Genomic DNA, 19,903 nt, shown 5'->3' on the forward strand with positions numbered 1-19,903 from the left:
AGGCAAGTAGTTAATACAGATGGCCTTTTTAAAATTAATAAGCTGATTTTCCTCACATCAGGCAGCAGTAAAGACTTTCAGCCTCATGAACTCCCCAAAAACCGATCCAGCTTCATTAGAAACGTTCTAGTTCTATATTGGAATGATCACTGTAATGGTCTGCCCCCTAAAAGCTTAGTTTACAACCTACCCACCGGTCGGTTAGAATGAATAACACCTAATAATTAAAAGCATTAATATGAGAGACGCCGAACTAACTCGTCAGAAAATACTTGAGATAAGTGCTGATGAAATTCATAAAAAGGGTTTCATCGCAACCAGCTTGTCTTGTATTTTAGTACGCTGTGAGGTTTCAAAAGGTGCTTTATACCATCATTTTAAAAATAAAATGGAGTTGGGTTACGCTGTTTTTGAAGAAATTTATACCCCCATGTTTTTAGAGTTATGGCAACCATCCGTAGAAGTAGATGACCCTATTGAAGGGTTGTGTGCCTTTTTTACCGCTATGTATAAAGAGTCGAGCTGCGACGAAATCGTTTGTGGTTGCCCTTTAAACAACCTTTGCCAAGAAATGTCTGCTGTAGATGAAGGGTTTCGTTTACGTATTTTAAATATGCAACAACAACTTAATCAGCTTATTGCGATTAACTTACAGCGTGTCGCTAGCCAGCTTCGTGACGATATCGATTTTAGCCAAGTCGCTTATTTCATTGTTTCAACTTTTCATGGTTCTTCTAGCTTAAGTAAAAGTTCCAAAAATAAAGATCTCTTTGAGAAAGTGATAAAAGAACTCTGCAGCTATATCAAAAACCTTCGCAAACACTAAGTTACTTATTTCATTTTTTTATGACTACTTTCTATAGATATAGCAAATAGTCATAAAAAATATCAATTGATTATTTACATACCGCATGGTCGGTATGTATAATACCAACATAAATAAAGAATGACCTCAGCAATGACTAAACACTCTCTTAAACGGACAGAAAAATGAAACACATATTTGTATTTATCACTATATTATTTACTACTTTGCTAATGAGCTTTTCTAGCAATGCATACAGTATTGAAAACTCCCCATACACCGTCATTGCTGAAACAGGACAACGATTATTTTCACGTATTGAGAAAGATCAAGAGTCGCTTAAAAAATTTCCTGAACTCATGCGTAATATTGTTGAAGAAGAATTAATGCCATCAATAGACTACAAATACGCAGCCTTTAAAGTTTTAGGAAAAAATTTAAGAAAGATGACAAGTGATCAGCGTGAAAAATTTGTCGTTTCTATGCGCAGTTATTTAGTAAGAACTTATGCTATAGCGTTGAAACAATATAAAGATCAGGACGTTTCTTTCGAGTCACATAAACCAACAAATGGGGCGAGAATTGTCGGCGTGAATTCAATTATTAGCGATACTAATGCGCCTGAAATTAACATTACTTTCCAAATGCGCCAAGATAGGAACACCAGCCAATGGAAAGCATATGACATGATCATCGAAGGTATTTCGCTGCTAAGCAGTAAGGAAGCTGAAATTAGTCAACGAATCCAGAAGAGCGGAATAGACCAAGTGACTTTAGAGCTTGCTTCTTTTAATCATTAACTAAAGTTTCTTATTCTGTCATCAAGCGATGCTAAAACATTCAATATTATTATCGATGTATATACCCATTCAACTTGAAGATAATAGTTATTCTATTGTCGAAATCAATAACGTGGTATAAAGCGTTTGTAAACCAGCCCCTTGGGGGGGAACTGAACAAAACATACTCGTCGTTACATTTTGTTAAGGGAATAACCCTTAACAAAAAAGTGAGTCTTGATTATGATTCGCTCAATTTCCCTTAAACGAGGATCATCGAGTGGAACGGGTACAAGTAATTTTAGTATAAATGACGGTCATAAATTTTTTTCTTACGCGCCACGGCGAAACACAGTGGAATAAAGTAGGTAAGTTTCAAGGACAATTTGATAGCCCATTAACAGAAAAAGGCTATCGGCAAGCGCGTGCTATAGCTGCACAACTCAATACTCATAATGTAGGACATATTGTCAGCTCTTCATTGCCAAGAGCAGAGAAAACCGCTGAAATTTGTCAAGCCATACTGAACACATCACTTACCCGAACATCCGCATTAATAGAGCGTAACTTTGGTGATTGGCAAGGCAAGCATATTAGCGAAGTAAAACCAGACAAAAATTTCCAAGCTATCTTTCATCAAGTAAACACTGTTGCGCCCCCTAATGGTGAATCAGGTATCGACTGCGCGAGACGATTTCAGCAGGCTTTAATTGATATTTCAAATACGGTTCAAGCTGACAATAATTTTCAAAAAATTGGAATGAAAAATCTCGCTAGCACAGCTATTGATAATATTTTAATCGTTAGCCATGGTGATATATTACGTTGTTTTTTATCCTTAATGGTTGATGATTTTTCTGATGAACACGCGATAAACACACATAAAAAAGCGTTTGATAACGGTTGTATTTTTCAGATAACTTACCAGAGTAAAAAGCAAGTTTTTACACTTGTTTCTACACTCGATATTACTCAACTCCCCGCCGTAGCGATACCCACTACATGATGACTTCACTCATCATGATAACCGCTTACTTGCTTGATTATTGGCTCGGTGAAGTTAAGCGCTTTCATCCATTAGTTGGCTTTGGCTGGTTAACCTCAACAATAGAAAAAAAGGTTAATTCTTATCAAAACACTGATAAAAAAGTAAAACAGTGGTTACCTCGAATACTGGGTATATTCTCTTGGTTAATACTCTGTTTACCCTTACCTATTATTTATTATTATTTTCATCAGAGCAATGTGTGGTTCTGGTGTTTAGATGCCATAGTGCTTTATTTTGCTATCGGTTTAAAAAGCCTAAGATTGCATGCTTTACAAATACGTAAACCTCTAGAGAAAGATGACTTAGCAACTGCTCGACATTTCTGTGGTTATTTAGTTAGTCGTAATACTGACCATTTATCAGCGCAAGAGATTTCACGTGCCACTGTAGAATCTGTACTTGAAAATGGTCATGACGCCGCAGTCGCCAGCTTCTTTTGGTTTATAGTCGGCGGTATTCCACTTGTTGTACTGCACCGACTTGCCAATACATTGGATGCAATGTGGGGCTATAAAAATCCACAATTCATTAATTTTGGATGGTGTGCTGCACGTATGGACGATTTACTTGGCTGGCCTAGTGCCAAGATTACCGCCCTGCTTTATGCTTGCCAAACGAAGCTCTCTTTCTCAAAAACGATTAATGCCCTAAAAAATGGTTATCAGCAAAGTCAGCATTACAAAAGCTTGAATGGTGGCTGGGTAATGGCGACAGGTGCCAGTGTACTTAATTTCACCCTGGGCGGTTCGGCGATATATCATGGTAAAGCTGTGACTTCTGTTCGATTAGGTTGCGGTAAGCTTGTCACCCAAAGTGATATTCTTCGTAGCATAAACCTTGTGAACAACTCGGTGGTTATTTTTATCTTTACTTGTTTTTTCTATGAATTTTTTTATGATTTATAGAAGGGGAACTTATGATGAGTCAGCATGATAATAAAAACACGACAGCACTCGTTCACGGTGGGCAGCTCAACAAAATGGTTGAGCGCTACAAAATCCCTTTAGAACAGTGGCTAGACTTATCCACGGGCATCAGCCCGAACAGTTACCCTATTCCTGCTATTCCTCAATATATTTGGCAGCAATTACCGCAAAAAAGTGAAGGGTTACTCGCTGCAGCTAAACATTATTATGGTACGCAAAGTATAAGTACAACCAGTGGTAGCCAGGCAGTTATTGCACGTTTACCCGCGCTATATCTCAATCATATAAAAAAGCCATCAAGCCATATAGAGGTGTGGTTACCTGAAGTTGGTTATAAAGAGCACGAAAGAGCTTGGCATGATGCTGGTTTTACTGTTAAACATTATCAGCATTTACCAACGTATGAAGACTTAGCATTAAACGCGATTGTTGTGGTAATTAACCCTAATAATCCAACAGGTGAATTACAGCAACAGCAAAAATTAACAGCACTGTTAACAACCCTTGAATCACTCTCGGGTTGGTTAATTATTGACGAGGCTTTTATGGATGTTATTGCACCGAGTCAATCGCTTATTCACTTAACGCTAAATAAACATCTTTTTGTATTGCGTTCAGTCGGTAAATTTTTTGGCTTAGCGGGTATTAGAATAGGTTTTTTAAGTGCTCATCCATTTTGGATAAATAAACTTAACCAGTTATCTTCACCATGGGAAGTTAATGGCCCAGCCCAATTTATTGCTGAGCAGGCGTTAAACGATCATGCTTGGCAATTGGCACAGCGACAAAAATTAACCGACTTATCCATAAAACTCGAACAACTATTAACAAAAACGTTTTTACATCACCCTACTAAAAGCGATGGCCCAAGCATAACGATTAAGGGGTGTGGTTTATTTAAAACAATCGTTTATCCTCAAGCAACAGAACTTTATCAAAAACTCTGTCGCCAAGGGCTCTACGTGCGTTTGTGCGACGAAAATAATGCTTTACGTTTTGGTATACCTGATCAAGCACAATACCTGAGATTAGAAAGGTTACTGGCTGAGCATTGCCATAGCTAAAGCGAGCTTTTCAGCTAACTCGGCATTAGTTAACTGTCCTTTTTCGACATCAAAATTATCATAAAAGCTTGGAATTGATAAATGAGCTTTTACCTCGCCATCAAAAAAAGGGGCCGAGCCTACAGCTGCGGCAAGTACGGTTGCGGCTCCACCTGGGCCTGGTGATGTTGCCAGTAAAACAAGCGGCTTATGCTGATACACTTTTTGTAAAGCACGAGAACTCCAATCAAATAAGTTTTTATAAGCAGCCGTATAAGAGCCATTGTGCTCAGCAAAACCAATAACCAAAGCGTCTGCACCGGCTATTTTATCGAGAAAGTCTTGTGCTAATTGTGGTTTACCCAGCTCTGCTTCTCTATCAGCACTATATAAGGGCATTTCATAATCGTTAATATCAAGTACTTCAACTTGAGCGTTTTCAACAAGGCTAGCGGCATAGCTCACTAACTGTTTATTAATTGATTGACGGCTACTACTGGCGGCAAAAGCGATAATTTTCATATAAACTCCAAAGTTATAACGATAAGTATGAGGTAACAATAGGTATTGCAATGAAAATAGTGTAATTTATTTCCTATGTAAGATTAATAACCTAATTACAGATACATTATTTCCATATGAAAGCTAATACACTATTTTCTTCTTCACAAAGTAAAAGTAACTTACTTGATGGTATCGCTGTTTTTGTACAAGTGGTGCAAAGTAAAAGTTTTGTCAATGCTGCTGAAAAAATGAAGCACTCTACCTCTTATATCAGCAAAGAAGTCAGTAAGCTAGAAACTCGTTTAGGGGTCCGCTTATTGCACCGAACGACCCGAACCTTAAGCTTAACATCCGAAGGCGAAGTCTATTATCAACAATGCCAACAGATCATTGAAGATGCTTTACACGTTGAAAATAGCCTTTTGGGACGCCAGCAAATACCACAAGGTCGTTTAAAGTTGAGCTGTCCTATTGGTATAGGTGTTTCTCGTATTAGGCCCATACTCGCTGAATTTATGGCTAAGTATCCGAAAATCACTTTAGACATCGAATTAAACGATCATAAAGTAGATTTAATTTCCGATGGCTTTGATATTGTCATCAGAGCAGCGGCTCAGCTTGAAGACTCAAGCCTAATTAGCCGACGTTTTATGAACTCGACCAGTTTAACGCTCGCGTCTCCCCAATACTTACAAGAGTATGGTATACCTAAACATCCCGATGAATTGATTGATCATCAGATGATCAGTTACCGTAATCTAAAAACCCCTGAAACTTGGTATTACACCGCTAAAAATGGGCAAAAAACTCAAACACATGTTATCAGTCGAGTATCATGCAATAATTCAGAAATGATGGTTTCGTTATGCTTAGCCGGACAAGGTATTATACGTATGCCGTTATTTAATTTGCGGGATGAAGTGACTACGGGGAAGTTAGTGCCACTGTTTGAAGATTTTATACCAATAAGTATTGGTGTTTACCTGGTTTATCCTAGCCGAAAAAACATGCCGGCGAAGGTAAAGTGCTTTATCGACTTTATTGTCGATAAGCTAGGTGATAGTTAGATGAAGGTTGACCACTACGCCAGCTTATTGTCTTGGGTAAACATACCTTTCACTAATGCCAGTTGAGCGAAATAATAGCTACTCATGATCCAAACACTTTCATAAGGTATTGGATGATAAAACTGATTAAGCCCTATTAATGAGTCTGAAAGAATAAAGCTGAGCCCGCCAATAATTAACCAAGCATTCACTTTTTGTGAAAGTAAGGTAGTTATCCCCATTAACAGTAATATTGTCATATAAACCAATACAGGTATAAATAACTCACCTAAGCCGGCATATATTAACGAAAACATGCCAACGCCATAGCCAAAATAGAGCGTAATAATCGGTAAACGTTTGCTGACGATTTTTTTGGGTACGAGTGGTTTTAGACTAAAAATGTAAAATAGATGAGCGACTAAGAAAGCCCCTAAACCGAATACAAACCAATTAACCCTGTCATAATCTAAAAAGAAATCGCCAAAAGCTGAGAAAACTAAGCCGATCATAAATAACTTATGCGCGCGTTCTTTAGTTTCAAAGCTTCTTTGCCAAGAAAAATGCAGTAAAACGAATATTGGTAAAATTTTTATTGCCCAGCTCAGCGGATAGGGCTTAAAAAAAAGACTGACCATAAAGCCACAAACACAGAGTAAAAATAAAAGTAAATGGGATCGGGTCATTGCTGTCATCTCTTTGCTGTAAGCCTTAGCACAAGGTACTAATCTACTGAATAACAAGTTAAAAGTCACCCTATAGGTTTACAATATACAGAGTCAATTGAGTGTTCGCTATTTACCATTAAGCATAAGAAAGGGAGTAACACATCACTCACTCTCTTACTTATCCGGTTTTAAAATGCCTTAAACTCTTTCAATAATTAAAGCTATTCCCTGCCCAACACCAATGCACATAGTACACAACGCATAACGCTTGTTGGTACGTTGCAATTGGCGAGCTGCTGACGTTATTAAGCGCGCACCACTCATTCCCAAAGGATGTCCTAATGCGATAGCGCCACCTTGCGGGTTAATACGAAGATCGTCATCTTGCAAACCTAACTCGCGAATACAAGCTAAAGCTTGTGCAGCAAAAGCTTCGTTCAGTTCAATAATGTCGATATCTTCAAGTGATAAATTCAAACGTTTTAGCAATTTTTTTGTTGCTGGAACCGGACCAATCCCCATAATACGTGGTGGTACACCAGCAACTGCCGTACCTAGCACCTTGGCAATAGGTGCTAAGTTGTTTTTTTGCACCGATTGACTTGACGCCAATAATATTGCCGCAGCGCCATCATTAATTCCCGAGGCATTACCGGCGGTAATAGTACCTTTGGCATGAACAAAAGGCTTGAGTGCCATCATTTTATCTAAACTTGTTAAACGAATATGCTCATCTTGAGAGAAAATAATAGGGTCGTTTTTACCTTGTGAAATACTAACGGGTAGTATTTCTTCTGCAAAAAATCCTGCTTGTTGGGCTTTAGCTGCTTTTTGCTGGCTAGCAAAAGCAAACTTGTCTTGGTCTGCCCGGCTAATGTTAAACTCTTGTGCAAGATTTTCTGCTGTTTGTGGCATGCTTTCAGTGCCGTACGCACTATCGAGTGCTTTGTTAATAAAGCGCCAGCCCGTCGTTGTATCGAAAATTTCTTGAGTACGCGAAAAATTACTTTCTGCTTTGCCCATCACAAAAGGTGCGCGAGTCATGCTTTCAACACCGCCAGCAATAATCATTTCAGCTTCACCTGACTTAATCGCCTGCATCGCAATACCGACAGCATTTAAGCCAGAGCCACATAAACGGTTCAAGGTTGTTGCAGGGACTTGATAAGGTAAGCCCGCTAATAACGTGGCTACACGAGCAATATTACGGTTATCTTCTCCTGCTTGGTTAGCACAACCTAAAATAACATCGTCTACTTGGCTAAAATCGAGTGTTGGGTTTCGTGCCATTAGTGCTGCTAAGGGTAATGCGGCTAGGTCATCAGCACGAATGGTCGCTAGCGAGCCAGCATAACGGCCAATAGGTGTTCTAATGGCATCACAAATGAAAACTTCATTTTGTTCAAGACTTCTATTTTGTCCGGTACTTTCAGTTTTAGTTGAAAAAGCACTCATGCATATATTCTCTTTTGAGTTTGTTTGAACTTAGCGTTAACTTCGTTTTAGTCAGGGATATTACTCAATAACTGTTTCAAAACCTGAGTTAAATGCGTTACTAAAATCATATTTTTTTTCTGTTATCACCGATGATAACATTATCAAACAAATATTGATCATCATCAGTCCTTGTTCAAATAAATGTCTCAGTAATACCTTCTGTTCCATTTTCGTTAGCATACACTTGGCGATAATTTTTCGGTGCATGTTATGAGACTAAAACACAGTTTTTGGCTCATAACAAAGCTCTGTACCTATATTCACCTAGAGAAATTCAGCATGACGATTTCAAGTGCTTGTTCATTATTTAAAGAACAACCCACCTTACGGGTGCCTATAAACTTGAAAAATATCATTTTTTATCAAAGGTATAGATAAAAACTATAATTAATTCTGCTAATCATTATTAAAGGTTATAGTAATGGGAACAAACTTCATTTTATCAACAACGATTGGAAATAACGATGGAACTTCGATCACTAAAGTATTTTCAATCTGTCTATGAGCAAGGCAGTATTAGTGGCGCTGCTCGCGTTTGCTTTGTTTCTCAGCCTTCAATCACCACGGCGATTCAGCAGCTAGAATCAGATTTAAATATCACTTTGTTTTTTCGTCATGCACGCGGTGTATTGCCCACAGATGCGGCAGATAAACTCTACCCTAAAGCAAAAGAAATGACTGACAATGCAAAGTCTATCAGTCATCTTTTTTCTGAAAACCCAAAACCCGTGTTACTCAGGCTAGGTATTATGCGCTGATTGGGAGCGCAACGAATGAGTCACTTATTGAAGAAAATAACAGAAAAAATTGATCATATAGAATTAACGTTAGTTGACCCTCAAGAACCTTGCGATGCGCGCGTTGTGTCTGCTAACTCTGTTGCCTATAACGAAAGCTTTATTCCTATTTGGCAAGACAACTATCAAATAGCGGTGCCAAAAAGCTGGCCTATTGCTCAACAGTCGTCTATTAACATTATTCAATTGCAAGATATGCCTTTTATCAATAGAGCACCTTGTGACGCCCTCGACACCTTAAAAGTGGTCATGGCTGATGCTTCTATTAGGTTTCAACCCCGCGCTAATATTAAAACCATCGAATATGCTTGGCAATTAGTCTGCGCAGGGATTGGCGCGGCTTTACTGCCTGATTGGCAAGAAATTCTAGCGGCTGAAGCGTTAGTATTAATGCCAGTCGAAGATAATAGGTTAATAAAAGACATTGGATTGGCATTTAACCGTAATAAAGAGAATTCATTCATTATTAGCGCGGTAAAAGAAGTTTGTCGCTCAGTCCGTGTCAGTTAAATCACTGTTGATGTTTACGTAAAATCTAAACAAATATCGGTACAGCCTTTACCGCAATAAACACCGGGTGTGCTTTTGTCTTCTGGTACAACTAAGCGCAGAATAGTGCCACAAGTTTCACAGTTTATTTGACGACCAGCCATTACTTTTTTAATCAAGGCTTTTTGATCATTAAATGACTTGGCACTGGTTTTTTTTAACTGGTCAAATTGGCTTATATCAAGCATAAAACTCTCTTAATGATGCTGAAATACTTCAGCATAAGAATAATAGTAAAGGTTAGCCATCATATGTTATTTACATTATAGATGAACCTAACCCCTTTATAAGTATTAGAATATACTTAAACTGCAGCGCAATAAAACCCATCATACTGTCCACCTAGTGGCTCTGCGCTTGAAATCAATAAATTTTGATACGAACTAATGTTTTCATAACTGGCACCAACAAAGGGATAAGCCGTAATTTCCCAAGGAAAGTCATCATTACCCTCATAAGGACAAAATGATAATTTTTGGTTGTTTTCTAAAAGTAACTGACCAAACTTCAAAGCAGCTTCTTCGTTAGGAAAAATGACTGAAAACTCAATTTCACGGGCTTGACTTAAATCATCGCCATCAATCATCATTTGCCACAAAGCGTTGCCAACATTATCTTCTGGAAATAGGGCTAAATCACGGTTCATTATTATTCATCTTATTGTTAACTAAATTATTTCGCTATTTTATCTGATGAAAAACAGAATACCAATTTTGTTCGGCATTATTTTTGGTAAACTAACGTCATTAATGACAACAACGGTCTTTAACCTTGAGTATAGCCTTGAATAAATTTGAGCTTCACCTTGATATCAATACAGAAAACAGCACCATTATCACAGAGCTTAACAAGCAGTGCGCATTAAGTAATGCGCAATTAAAACAAGCTATTCAGCAAGGAGCGTTATGGTTAACGCGCGGAAAAAGCACACAACGCTTGCGACGGATTAAAAAACCATTAAAAATAACCGATACCTTGCACTTTTATTATGACGAAAAAGTATTAAACCAGCAGCCTAATGAAGCCTTGTTAGTGGCTGATTGTGTTGATTACAGTGTTTGGTATAAGCCTTACGGCATGTTATCTCAAGGTTCGAAGTGGAGTGATCATTGTACTATCGCTCGTTGGGCACAAACACACCTAAAACCTGAACGCGCAGTATTCATCGTTCATCGCTTAGATAGAGCTGCAACGGGGTTGATTTTAATTGCGCATAGCAAAAAAGCAGTTCAAGCATTAAGTGCTATGTTTGAAAAGCATAATTTAGAAAAAATATATCATATTATCATTCATGGTGATCATCGTTTGCGCCCGCAACCTGATACCTTAACAAATGATGTTGACGGTAAAAAAGCGAGTAGTCATTTTACTCATCTTGCGTACGATGAAAAAAATAATACATCCTTAGTACAAGTAAAAATAGATACCGGTAGAAAACATCAAATAAGAAGCCATGCAGCAAGTATTAATATGCCCGTGGTTGGCGATAGGTTACACGGGAAAGTTGTTGAGGGTACTAATGAAGAAAGTATTAACTTACAACTTTGCGCCGTTGCACTTAATTTTATTTGCCCGCTTAGCGACGAGCAAAGATCATTTAAACTACCAGAGCATTTAATGCCATCATTAAATGCTCTGGCGTGAACGCATTTATGAGCAGTAATTAAAGTCGCTATCTTTAAGAAGTGCTAATTTGTCACCAACAAGTTCTGCCGTTTCAATTTTCGCTAAAAGGTCAAAACCGACCTGACGTTGCTCTAGTGTCAATGCTAGATAAGGCAATCTAAAGTTAGCTTCAACGGCACCTGTCATCATCAAGGTCGTATTTACTGCAATAGGGTTTGGCTCACAAAACAACCATTTCATGAGGCCTTGTAAGCGTTCATTTAGCTCGCTGTCTCGAGTATCCATTAAGGTTCTCATTAAGCCTGGAATAACATTTGATGTTACTGAAATAACACCATGAGAGCCAAATTGATGGCGACCGACATAACTTTCATCGTCGTTGCCTGACCAACAAGCAATCCCTTGTTTTTCATAATACGCGATACGCTCGTTACCACCACATTCTTTCACACCAATAAAGTTTTTATGCTTTGACAACGGCTCGATCAAATCAGGGGTAAGATCCTGACCCGTTCGACCCGGCACGTTATAAATAAACGCAGGTCCAATATCTAATACTTTATTAAAATGTGCCGCAACACCCGCCATTGACGTTCTACCGTAATAAGGATTAATTTGCAATGCTGCATCCATTCCCATAGCAAAACCATTTTGTGTCGCTTTAATCGCTTCACGGGTATTATTACTACCGGTATTACCAACAATAATAAGTTTGTCGCTATATTGATGAACGGTATGGGCGATTAACATTAAGTGCTCTTCCCAACTTAATAAGTGTCCTTCACCGGTAGTTCCACCGACAACAATACCGTCAACGCCAGCAGCAATTTGCTTTGCAACAAGTTGGTCATAAGTAACAAGGTCAATTTCACCCTGTGCGTTATAAGGGGTTTTTATCGCAGTAATTAAACTTGCTGCATTTATATTTTTCATTTTTTCTCTACTACTTATTAAGTAAATGGGGAATTTTATTATTTGTGAAGAATAACTTAATTTAACAGTGTCCGATTTTATCAACAACTCGGCGCAGGATAAACACTTCATTACTCACAATATGCTGGTATTTAAACACTTGGCTGTCTAATGCTAAAATTTTGTAGGCCTGATAGTTATTTTCATTATGTAAATCTGCACAATAATGCTCATTGTCTACAACTTCTTCTTGCGTAATAGTAAAGTGTATATCACCCACTAATCCCCAATCGCCTAGCTCAACATTTTGGCTAATAATTTCGCCTTGAGAGGTTTGTTCGACAAAAGAAAACTCAAAGCTACCATCAAGGCAAAGCTCAGCATACTCAACAAGTTGGTGACCTGTGTTATTCATTTCCATACGATACCAACGCCCCGCTAATAATGCTCGGTTATATTGCTCACTCACTTAAAATACGCCTTAATAACTCTGTCAAATATATGCGCTATTGTGCCTTATTTTTACCAACAACCAAATAAAAAAAACCACAACAGAAATGTTGTAGTAAAGTATATTTTTGTAAACCATTGTTACAAATTAATTTTTCATCACAGTGATGCTGCCATTAACACTTTCTAAATTAATATTAATATCACCGCTGCCAACAGTTCCAGATAAATGACGACCGCTAAACATTTTTTTATCACTTGAAAGTCCAAACTCAGTAGCAATACTGCCATGCATGGTTTCAGCATTAATTACAGCACTCAAATCACTTGGCATATAAAGTTTAATGCTACCATTTACGGTTGTTAATTCGATATTATCTACGTTTTTATCTATGCGCTGGTATGACGCTTTAATACTGCCATTGACACAATTTAGCTCAAGATCATCAGCTGAGTCTTGCACATTAATAGACCCATTTACTGTGTTAGCTTTTATTTCACCTTTTACTTGCTCAATAACCAAAGAACCGTTAACTAACTCAATATTGGTTAACGCAGCGCCAAAGGGTACCATTACGCTATAGTCAACTTTTCCTGAGTTGCTATTGCGCCCCCAAGATGCTTGTTTGGTGTACTGTGTTTCAACACTCACGTCACTTGAGCGTTCAGAAAACTCAATATTAATACGCTCTCTATCTTCTTGATTATCTGCAGTGATCATTGCCGTTATTTTTATTTCACTTTTATCCCAGCCTTTAATCTCAACGCCACCATTAACATTAGCTAAACGTAAAGTTGCTGATGAACTAACAGAAAATGATTTTTCAATAGTCTCTTTAACTTCAGCGTATACTGATGTGATCATTGATAGTGATAAAATAGTGGCTAACGTAAGTTGTTTTTTTAATGCATTTTTCATAAATGTTCCTTTAAAATTTTATTAATAGTTTTTGTTTTAATAATCATTAGTCACTCATCTTATAAAAAAGGTTTAAATTTATTTGATTGGTATAAATTTTTTATTTACTGATACTTACTAACAATAATTCGACTTATAAAGTAATCTAACGCTATTATTTTATTTGGTTTTTGAGTTGCAAAAATGACTATCGCTAAAGTACACCTTCTCCTTACTGGTAATGAGTTAATGACTGGAGATATTGTTGACAGTAACTCCGCAATGATCGCCCAACAATGCAAAACCATTGGCATAAAAATTAGCCGTAAAGTCACTTTAGCTGACGACCTAAAGTTACTTTACAAGGAAATAATAACGTTAACAAAAGACGCTGACGTATTAATTATCAATGGGGGGCTTGGACCAACAACCGACGATTTAACCGCACAAGCGTTAGCAAATGCCAGTAACCTTCCTTTAGAGCAACACCCTATTGCGTTGGCACATTTACAAGCATGGTGTGAACAACGTAATGCGCACTTAGGCGCCGCAAATTTAAAACAAGCGATATTGCCAAAAGATTGCAATATTATTATCAACCGAGTGGGCAGCGCTGTTGGGTTTTCAATGAGATTAAATGACTGCCAAGTTTTCTGCACTCCGGGTGTCCCCAGTGAACTAAAAATAATGCTTAATGAAGAAATTATTCCGGTACTAGCGTTACAATCAAAATTCACCGCGGAAATGGACATTACCCGTTTACAATTATTTGGTATTGGCGAGTCATCATTACAATCAATGCTAATTAAAGAGTTTCCTTATTGGCCTAAAGAAGTTGAATTAGGTTTTCGCGCGAGCTCTCCATTAATAGAATTAAAATTAACCGTTGAAAAAAATGAATATTTACCCGTAAAAATTAATCTCATTGAGAAAATAAAAACGTTATTAAATGATCACATTATTGAGGAAATTAAAGAAAACCCTCATACCTTAGCAGAATTAGTCTTGCAATTATGCCAACAAAAAAATCTTAAGATAACTACAGCAGAATCTTGTACTGGGGGGTTAATCGCGAGTGAGTTAACAAAAGTATCAGGATCATCGGCTTCATTTGAAGCAGGCTTTGTAACTTATTCAAATGGTATGAAAAGCAAATTACTTAATGTTAATGAAAATATAATAAAGCAACACGGCGCAGTGAGTGAGGAAACGGTGAGAGCGATGGCTAAAGGAGCATTGGCTATTGCAGATGCAGATTTAGTTATTGCTGTTTCAGGCATCGCTGGTCCTGATGGTGGCACAAAAGAGAAACCAGTGGGCTCAGTTTGGGTTGCCTGGGGGAATAAAGACAAAATAGACAGTAAATATTTTTGTATAAGAGCAAATAGGGTCTACTTTCAGCAAATGGTAGCCTCACGATCGCTTGATATGATCCGACGTTTATTAATTGAAAGCACTCAAACACCACTTTATTTCTAATATATAGCTTTAAAATGTTGTATGCATGTTAACGTAGCGTATTAACTTTAATAATATTAAAAGAAACGTCATTTTTATTGCGCCATAAATCAAAACTTTATATATTTACAGGGATAATAAACTAGAATAATAGTATTGTAGGGTATTAGTCATTAATGTGATTAATATCACTGTACATATTAGTAAAATATAGGAGCATGTTTTGATAGAAAAAAACTTCATCACGAGTGGTCGCAATACCATTATTCATAAGATGAGAAAATTTGATTTATTGATTATCAATGGCGGTCACCCTGTTGTTATTGTAAGTAACCGTGGAATAGGTATTTACAAAGGTGAAGTGCCCAGTAAAAAGGCTGATGCTAAAAAAGCATATCAAGATGTAGTTGATGTAAGTGCTACCGATGTATTTGGTGAATCTAAAACACTGATATTTATACAGGCACTTGATAATAAAGAATATAAAATAGATTACTCGAAAATAAACACCAGTTCTTTCATTAAAATTCATCAAGAAAACTACATTTAATATTTTATTTTAAGTGGTAATAGTGGAGTAAATCTCGCGTGACTCAAGCAAGTTTAGTAGCAAATAAAAAAAACAATATTGACCTTGTTTTGCAACCGTTTAAAGATGACTCGCAAATCACAGAAGCGAGTATTCATGAAATTATTGAGAATTCTGAATATAAAGGCTTATATGTTGATAACGGCAATATTAAAAATGCGATTGCCGAACTCAATAGTGTTCTAAAACCCCTTCAGGCTAATAAATCTGGCCGAGAAATAAGTTATCAAGTACTTGAGCGTCGAGATGCGACTATTTCAATTTCTATTGATAAAGATGAAATGTCTGCAAGCGCAGAAATTTCAACGGCACTTGGTGGCAAACATTTAACTGCTAAAGCTATTTTAAATTCGGCGCAACAATCGGGTGTTACCAAAGGTTTTACCAAAGAGCAGTTGTTAAAACTTGCTCATCAAGCGGCTAAAGAACCTGCTGGTTCTATTGTTAATGGTGAAATTGCTCATGGTAAAGAAGCCATTAATGGTAAAGATTCAAAAATAAAATGGTTAGTACAGAGCGCTCAAGACAGAATTTTACGTCCTAAAGCACGCGAAGATGGTAGTGTCGACATGCGTGATTTAGGCGATATAATTTGTGTAAAAGTCGGTGACCCACTCGCAAAAAAAATTATGCTAACCGAAGGTGTTAAGGGCTTTACAGTCAACGGTTCTCCTTTAGAACCGGTTCCAGGAGAAGATATTACGCTGCAAGCAGGTGAAGGTACAACAATCAGTCCTAAAAATGATCAAATATTAATTTCAACACTGATAGGCTTGCCAAGGATCATTGATAACGGCATGGAAGTTGACAGTGTCTATCGTATAAAGAATGTTGATATTAGTACTGGCCACATTAAATTTGAAGGTAGTGTTATTATCGATGGTGATATTTGTGAAGGCATGAAAGTAACGGCTACAGGTGATATAACAATTGGTGGCTTTGTTGAGTCTGCAAGTCTAGAAGCTGGTGGAGACATAACTATTGGTAGTGGTATTATTGGCAGAAAACAAGATACTGAAGAACTTTCTCTTGATGACATAAAAATGAGTGTTTGTATTCGTGCTAAAGGTAAAGTATTTGCAAAGTACTGTCAATATGCTGAAATATCATGTCATTCCTTACGTATTGAAAATCAAATGATGCACAGTATTATTGATGTTGAAGAAATTCTGTGGCTGGGCTCAGATGAAAAAGCTAACGGTAAACTTATTGCGGGTTACATAAAAGCAGGGAAATCTGTTCATGCTGGAATAGTAGGTGCTACCGCAGGAAGTACAACAATAATTAACTTTTCTAAAAAAGTTAATTTAATTAAAGAACACTTGGAAGATATTGAAGCTAGATTAAAAATTGATTCTGATAAGTCTACTGAATTACAAGTAGCAGTTAATAAATTGAAAAAATTACCAACCGATAAAGTAAATCCTGAAATGCTTAGCAAACTGATATCTACTTACAAATATCACACTCATCGTATGGGTGAAATTCTAAATGAGAAAGAGGTGTTTGAAGAGAAGCTTCAAGCATATATGACGAGTGTTTTTGTTGAAGCAACAGAAAAATTATACCATAGTGTACAAGTAATTGTTGGCGATTTCCAAGACAAAACGCGCCGTGAATATGGCCCAACGAAGGTGAATTATAAAGAAAGAAAAGTTCATTTTAACCCTATCGTTAATACCTAGTGAATTGCTGTGTAGTTCACTATCACTAAACACCCTTTTCGTTACCTTGGATAAGCGATGAACTCTTTTACTCTTCCTTTACTTGCTATAGGTATGCTTATTAGCAGTGCCTCAGCTCAGCAATGCGATATTAATTTTAACCACGGCGTGGTAATCAATCCTTCTCATGTGCGTATTTTAAAAGAAAGCCAAACCTATGTACAAATCAATAACGACCAACAGTTATTTATTCGTGGACGAGAAATCAACCTTAATGAAGAGCAAAGGCAATTATTAACGCAATACAGCCAAGGTATTCGTAAGCAAATCCCTGAAATAGTTGCCATAGCAATTGAAGGGGTTGATATAGATTTAAAAGCGGTAAATAAAGTTATCGCAGGCTTAACAGGCGAAAATAGCGCTTCACATCAGAAGATACAAGAGCGCTTTGATGAAATGCAATATCGTTTAAGAGAGCGTTTTAACCACAGCGATACTAACTATTATATTGCGTCACAAGATTTTGCTGATTTTGATGAAATTTTTGCTGGTGCCTTTGAACAAGAAATTGAAAGTATTGTTACTGAATCAATTGGTACTATTTTGATGGCTGTTGATGAAGCAATGGCAACCAATGAGGAAAGTAGTAGTGAACAACGGGTAGAAACATTTGACCAGCGTATAAAAGGTATGGAAAAAGATCTACAGCTTGAAATTGAACCTCGTGCCCAAGAAGTGCAATTAAAAGCGGCCCAGTTTTGTAAAAGCTTAAAGAAGTTAGACCAACTTGAGGCTAAGTTACAGCAAAGTATTACAGCACTGGGTGAATTTGATTTAATTCAAACAAAATAATCACTGTACCCTTCATCCTGAACATAAAAAACCTGCATCAGCAGGTTTTTTTATAATCAAACAAACCGTGAATTACATATTAGGGTAATTCGGTCCACCCGTACCTTCAGGTGTCACCCAAGTAATATTCTGACTTGGGTCTTTAATATCACAGGTTTTGCAATGAATACAGTTTTGCGCATTAATCACTAATTTATCACCTTGCTCTGTCGATTCTATTTCGTAAACACCTGCGGGACAATAACGCTGAGCGGGTTCAGCGTATTTAGCTAAGTTAACCGAAATAGGAATGCCTACATCTGCAAGTTTCAAGTGACAAGGTTGCTCTTCTTCATGATTAGTATTAGACAAAAACACTGAAGTTAACTTATCAAAACTTAACTTATTATCAGGTTTTGGATAATTAATAACCGCTACTTCTGATGCCAATTCAAGTTGGTCGTGATCGAGCGTATCGTCTTTAAAGTTGAACGGTAACTTACCATTAAAGAAGTTCTGATCTAAGGTGTTATAGGCTCCGCCTAATGTCATACCAAACTTATGCATCGCAGGACCAAAGTTACGAGAACTGTATAATTCTTCGTATAACCAAGAGTCTTTAAACCTTTCTGTATAATCAGCTAGGTCTTTACCGCCCTCATCACCTGATGCTATTGCATGAAAAATACTTTCAGCCGCTAACATACCAGATTTCATTGCGGTGTGGTTACCTTTGATTTTGGCAAAGTTAATCGTTCCTGCATCACAACCGACGATAATACCACCGGGCATTGTCATTTTAGGTAATGAATTGAAACCACCTTTTGCCATCGCTCGTGCTCCATAAGAAACACGTTTTCCACCTTCAAGGTACTGACTAATTTTTGGGTGATGTTTATAGCGTTGAAATTCATCAAACGGACTTAAGTGCGGATTGCTATAATTTAAGTCAACAATTAGCCCTACAAATACTTGATTATTTTCTGCATGGTAGAGATAACCGCCACCTGTCGCGCCTTGGTCTAATGGCCAACCTGCCGTATGAACAACAAGACCTTCTTGGTGCTTAGCTGGGTCAATGTCCCAAATTTCTTTAAAGCCTAAACCATAGTGTTGTGGAGACTTACCTTCATCTAGGCTAAATTTACTGATTAACTCTTTTCCTAAATGGCCACGACAGCCTTCAGCAAATACCGTGTATTTAGCACGAAGCTCCATACCTGGTACGAACGAATCTTTTTCCTTACCATTAACGTCTAAGCCCATGTCTCCGGTAAGAATACCCGCAACACTACCGTCATCGTTATAAAGTACTTCATGTGCAGGGAAGCCAGGAAAAATTTCAACACCTAACTCTTCAGCTTGCTCAGCTAACCAACGACAAACATTGCCCATACTAGCAATATAATTCCCTTCATTGTGCATCGTTTTAGGTACAGAGAAGTTAGGTAACTTTATAGCGTTACTTTCACTATTGAGCAAATAAATGTCATCACCGGTCACTTTTGTCTTTAGTGGTGCGCCTTTATCTTGCCAATCTGGGAATAATTCATTGAGCGCTCTAGGCTCAAAAACCGCTCCAGATAGAATATGTGCTCCAACTTCTGAGCCTTTTTCAACAACGCAGACCAGAAGTTCTTGATCTTTTTCTTTTGCTAACTGCATCAAACGACAAGCAGTCGCTAGGCCAGACGGTCCAGCACCCACTATAACAACGTCAAAATCCATCGATTCGCGTTCCATAAATTTCCCCAAAAAATATTCATTCAAATAAAATCAAACACTCGTTTGATTTTCAAACACCTGTTTGATA

The 19,903-nt window shown here is 37.5% G+C and carries 22 protein-coding genes; 13 read left to right on the forward strand and 9 right to left on the reverse strand.

Annotated features, from left to right (window positions below):
• The first annotated feature begins 238 nt into the window (after window positions 1-238).
• The 5 genes from H4J73_RS05255 (at window position 239) to cobD (ending at window position 4,622) form a co-directional block, all read left to right on the forward strand.
• Window positions 239-826: a TetR/AcrR family transcriptional regulator gene (locus tag H4J73_RS05255; RefSeq protein ID WP_182178276.1), complete on the forward strand. Its 588-nt coding sequence runs from the start codon at window positions 239-241 to the stop codon at window positions 824-826.
• A gap of 164 nt (window positions 827-990) precedes the next feature.
• On the forward strand, window positions 991-1,605 hold the full coding sequence (locus H4J73_RS05260; protein WP_182178278.1) for a phospholipid-binding protein MlaC: 615 nt from the start codon (window positions 991-993) through the stop codon (window positions 1,603-1,605).
• Window positions 1,606-1,894: 289 nt separating this feature from the next.
• Window positions 1,895-2,590, forward strand: a complete 696-nt coding sequence (locus tag H4J73_RS05265) for a histidine phosphatase family protein (RefSeq protein ID WP_182178279.1) — start codon at window positions 1,895-1,897, stop codon at window positions 2,588-2,590.
• On the forward strand, window positions 2,587-3,537 hold the full coding sequence (locus H4J73_RS05270; RefSeq protein ID WP_182178281.1) for a CobD/CbiB family cobalamin biosynthesis protein: 951 nt from the start codon (window positions 2,587-2,589) through the stop codon (window positions 3,535-3,537). Before H4J73_RS05265 ends, H4J73_RS05270 begins: the two co-directional genes overlap by 4 nt.
• A gap of 11 nt (window positions 3,538-3,548) precedes the next feature.
• Complete coding sequence (cobD, locus tag H4J73_RS05275) at window positions 3,549-4,622, forward strand: threonine-phosphate decarboxylase CobD (RefSeq protein WP_182178283.1); 1,074 nt, start codon at window positions 3,549-3,551, stop codon at window positions 4,620-4,622.
• Here cobD and H4J73_RS05280 read toward each other — a convergent pair.
• The gene (locus tag H4J73_RS05280; protein WP_182178285.1) at window positions 4,596-5,123 is read right to left on the reverse strand and encodes an NADPH-dependent FMN reductase; all 528 of its coding nucleotides are present in this window, start codon (window positions 5,121-5,123) and stop codon (window positions 4,596-4,598) included. The genes cobD and H4J73_RS05280 overlap by 27 nt on opposite strands.
• A 116-nt stretch (window positions 5,124-5,239) precedes the next feature.
• On the opposite strand from H4J73_RS05280, the gene H4J73_RS05285 reads away from it, so the two are divergent.
• Window positions 5,240-6,172, forward strand: coding sequence for a LysR family transcriptional regulator (locus H4J73_RS05285; RefSeq protein WP_182178287.1), 933 nt, complete (start codon window positions 5,240-5,242; stop codon window positions 6,170-6,172).
• 14 nt (window positions 6,173-6,186) lie between these two features.
• Here the strand turns inward: H4J73_RS05285 and H4J73_RS05290 are convergent, their stop codons facing one another.
• Both H4J73_RS05290 and pcaF read right to left on the reverse strand, forming a co-directional pair.
• On the reverse strand, window positions 6,187-6,894 hold the full coding sequence (locus tag H4J73_RS05290; RefSeq protein ID WP_182178289.1) for a lysoplasmalogenase: 708 nt from the start codon (window positions 6,892-6,894) through the stop codon (window positions 6,187-6,189).
• Window positions 6,895-7,017: 123 nt separating this feature from the next.
• Window positions 7,018-8,274: a 3-oxoadipyl-CoA thiolase gene (pcaF, locus tag H4J73_RS05295; RefSeq protein WP_182178291.1), complete on the reverse strand. Its 1,257-nt coding sequence runs from the start codon at window positions 8,272-8,274 to the stop codon at window positions 7,018-7,020.
• Between the two features lie 506 nt (window positions 8,275-8,780).
• Here pcaF and H4J73_RS20405 point away from each other — a divergent pair.
• On the forward strand, window positions 8,781-9,074 hold the full coding sequence (locus H4J73_RS20405) for a LysR family transcriptional regulator (RefSeq protein WP_259366628.1): 294 nt from the start codon (window positions 8,781-8,783) through the stop codon (window positions 9,072-9,074).
• A 15-nt stretch (window positions 9,075-9,089) separates the two neighbouring features.
• A complete protein-coding gene (locus H4J73_RS20410) occupies window positions 9,090-9,623 on the forward strand; it encodes a LysR family transcriptional regulator substrate-binding protein (RefSeq protein ID WP_259366627.1) in 534 nt (177 codons plus the stop codon).
• A 14-nt stretch (window positions 9,624-9,637) separates the two neighbouring features.
• On the opposite strand, the gene H4J73_RS05305 is transcribed toward H4J73_RS20410, so the two are convergent.
• Window positions 9,638-9,850, reverse strand: coding sequence for a hypothetical protein (locus H4J73_RS05305; protein WP_182178293.1), 213 nt, complete (start codon window positions 9,848-9,850; stop codon window positions 9,638-9,640).
• Between the two features lie 116 nt (window positions 9,851-9,966).
• Window positions 9,967-10,308 (reverse strand): ribonuclease E inhibitor RraB, encoded by a 342-nt coding sequence (locus H4J73_RS05310; RefSeq protein ID WP_182178295.1) that lies wholly within the window; start codon window positions 10,306-10,308, stop codon window positions 9,967-9,969.
• A gap of 137 nt (window positions 10,309-10,445) precedes the next feature.
• Here H4J73_RS05310 and H4J73_RS05315 point away from each other — a divergent pair, with 137 nt between their 5' ends.
• Window positions 10,446-11,306 carry an RluA family pseudouridine synthase gene (locus H4J73_RS05315; protein WP_259366626.1) on the forward strand — a complete coding sequence of 287 codons (861 nt, stop codon included), beginning with the start codon at window positions 10,446-10,448 and terminating at the stop codon, window positions 11,304-11,306.
• Window positions 11,307-11,312: 6 nt separating this feature from the next.
• Here the strand turns inward: H4J73_RS05315 and dapA are convergent, their stop codons facing one another.
• The 3 genes from dapA to H4J73_RS05330 form a co-directional block, all read right to left on the reverse strand.
• Window positions 11,313-12,221: a 4-hydroxy-tetrahydrodipicolinate synthase gene (dapA, locus tag H4J73_RS05320; RefSeq protein ID WP_182178299.1), complete on the reverse strand. Its 909-nt coding sequence runs from the start codon at window positions 12,219-12,221 to the stop codon at window positions 11,313-11,315.
• Window positions 12,222-12,282: 61 nt separating this feature from the next.
• On the reverse strand, window positions 12,283-12,669 hold the full coding sequence (locus H4J73_RS05325) for a hypothetical protein (RefSeq protein WP_182178301.1): 387 nt from the start codon (window positions 12,667-12,669) through the stop codon (window positions 12,283-12,285).
• A gap of 129 nt (window positions 12,670-12,798) precedes the next feature.
• A complete protein-coding gene (locus tag H4J73_RS05330; RefSeq protein WP_182178304.1) occupies window positions 12,799-13,569 on the reverse strand; it encodes a DUF4097 family beta strand repeat-containing protein in 771 nt (256 codons plus the stop codon).
• Window positions 13,570-13,752: 183 nt separating this feature from the next.
• Between H4J73_RS05330 and H4J73_RS05335 the strand changes: the two genes are divergently transcribed.
• The 4 genes from H4J73_RS05335 to H4J73_RS05350 all read left to right on the forward strand — a co-directional run bounded on the left by H4J73_RS05335 (window position 13,753) and on the right by H4J73_RS05350 (window position 18,111).
• Complete coding sequence (locus tag H4J73_RS05335; RefSeq protein WP_182223185.1) at window positions 13,753-15,027, forward strand: CinA family nicotinamide mononucleotide deamidase-related protein; 1,275 nt, start codon at window positions 13,753-13,755, stop codon at window positions 15,025-15,027.
• Between the two features lie 202 nt (window positions 15,028-15,229).
• The gene (locus H4J73_RS05340) at window positions 15,230-15,556 is read left to right on the forward strand and encodes a hypothetical protein (protein ID WP_182178308.1); all 327 of its coding nucleotides are present in this window, start codon (window positions 15,230-15,232) and stop codon (window positions 15,554-15,556) included.
• 38 nt (window positions 15,557-15,594) lie between these two features.
• Window positions 15,595-17,280: a DUF342 domain-containing protein gene (locus tag H4J73_RS05345; RefSeq protein WP_182178315.1), complete on the forward strand. Its 1,686-nt coding sequence runs from the start codon at window positions 15,595-15,597 to the stop codon at window positions 17,278-17,280.
• Window positions 17,281-17,337: 57 nt separating this feature from the next.
• Entirely contained in the window at window positions 17,338-18,111 is a 774-nt protein-coding gene (locus tag H4J73_RS05350; RefSeq protein ID WP_182178317.1) for a DUF2884 family protein, read from the forward strand.
• A 72-nt stretch (window positions 18,112-18,183) separates the two neighbouring features.
• On the opposite strand, the gene H4J73_RS05355 is transcribed toward H4J73_RS05350, so the two are convergent.
• On the reverse strand, window positions 18,184-19,833 hold the full coding sequence (locus tag H4J73_RS05355; RefSeq protein WP_182178319.1) for an electron transfer flavoprotein-ubiquinone oxidoreductase: 1,650 nt from the start codon (window positions 19,831-19,833) through the stop codon (window positions 18,184-18,186).
• Window positions 19,834-19,903 lie beyond the last annotated feature (70 nt).

Origin of the sequence: Colwellia sp. MB3u-41 (genome assembly GCF_014076845.1) — a bacterium.
Lineage (GTDB): Bacteria > Pseudomonadota > Gammaproteobacteria > Enterobacterales > Alteromonadaceae > Colwellia_A.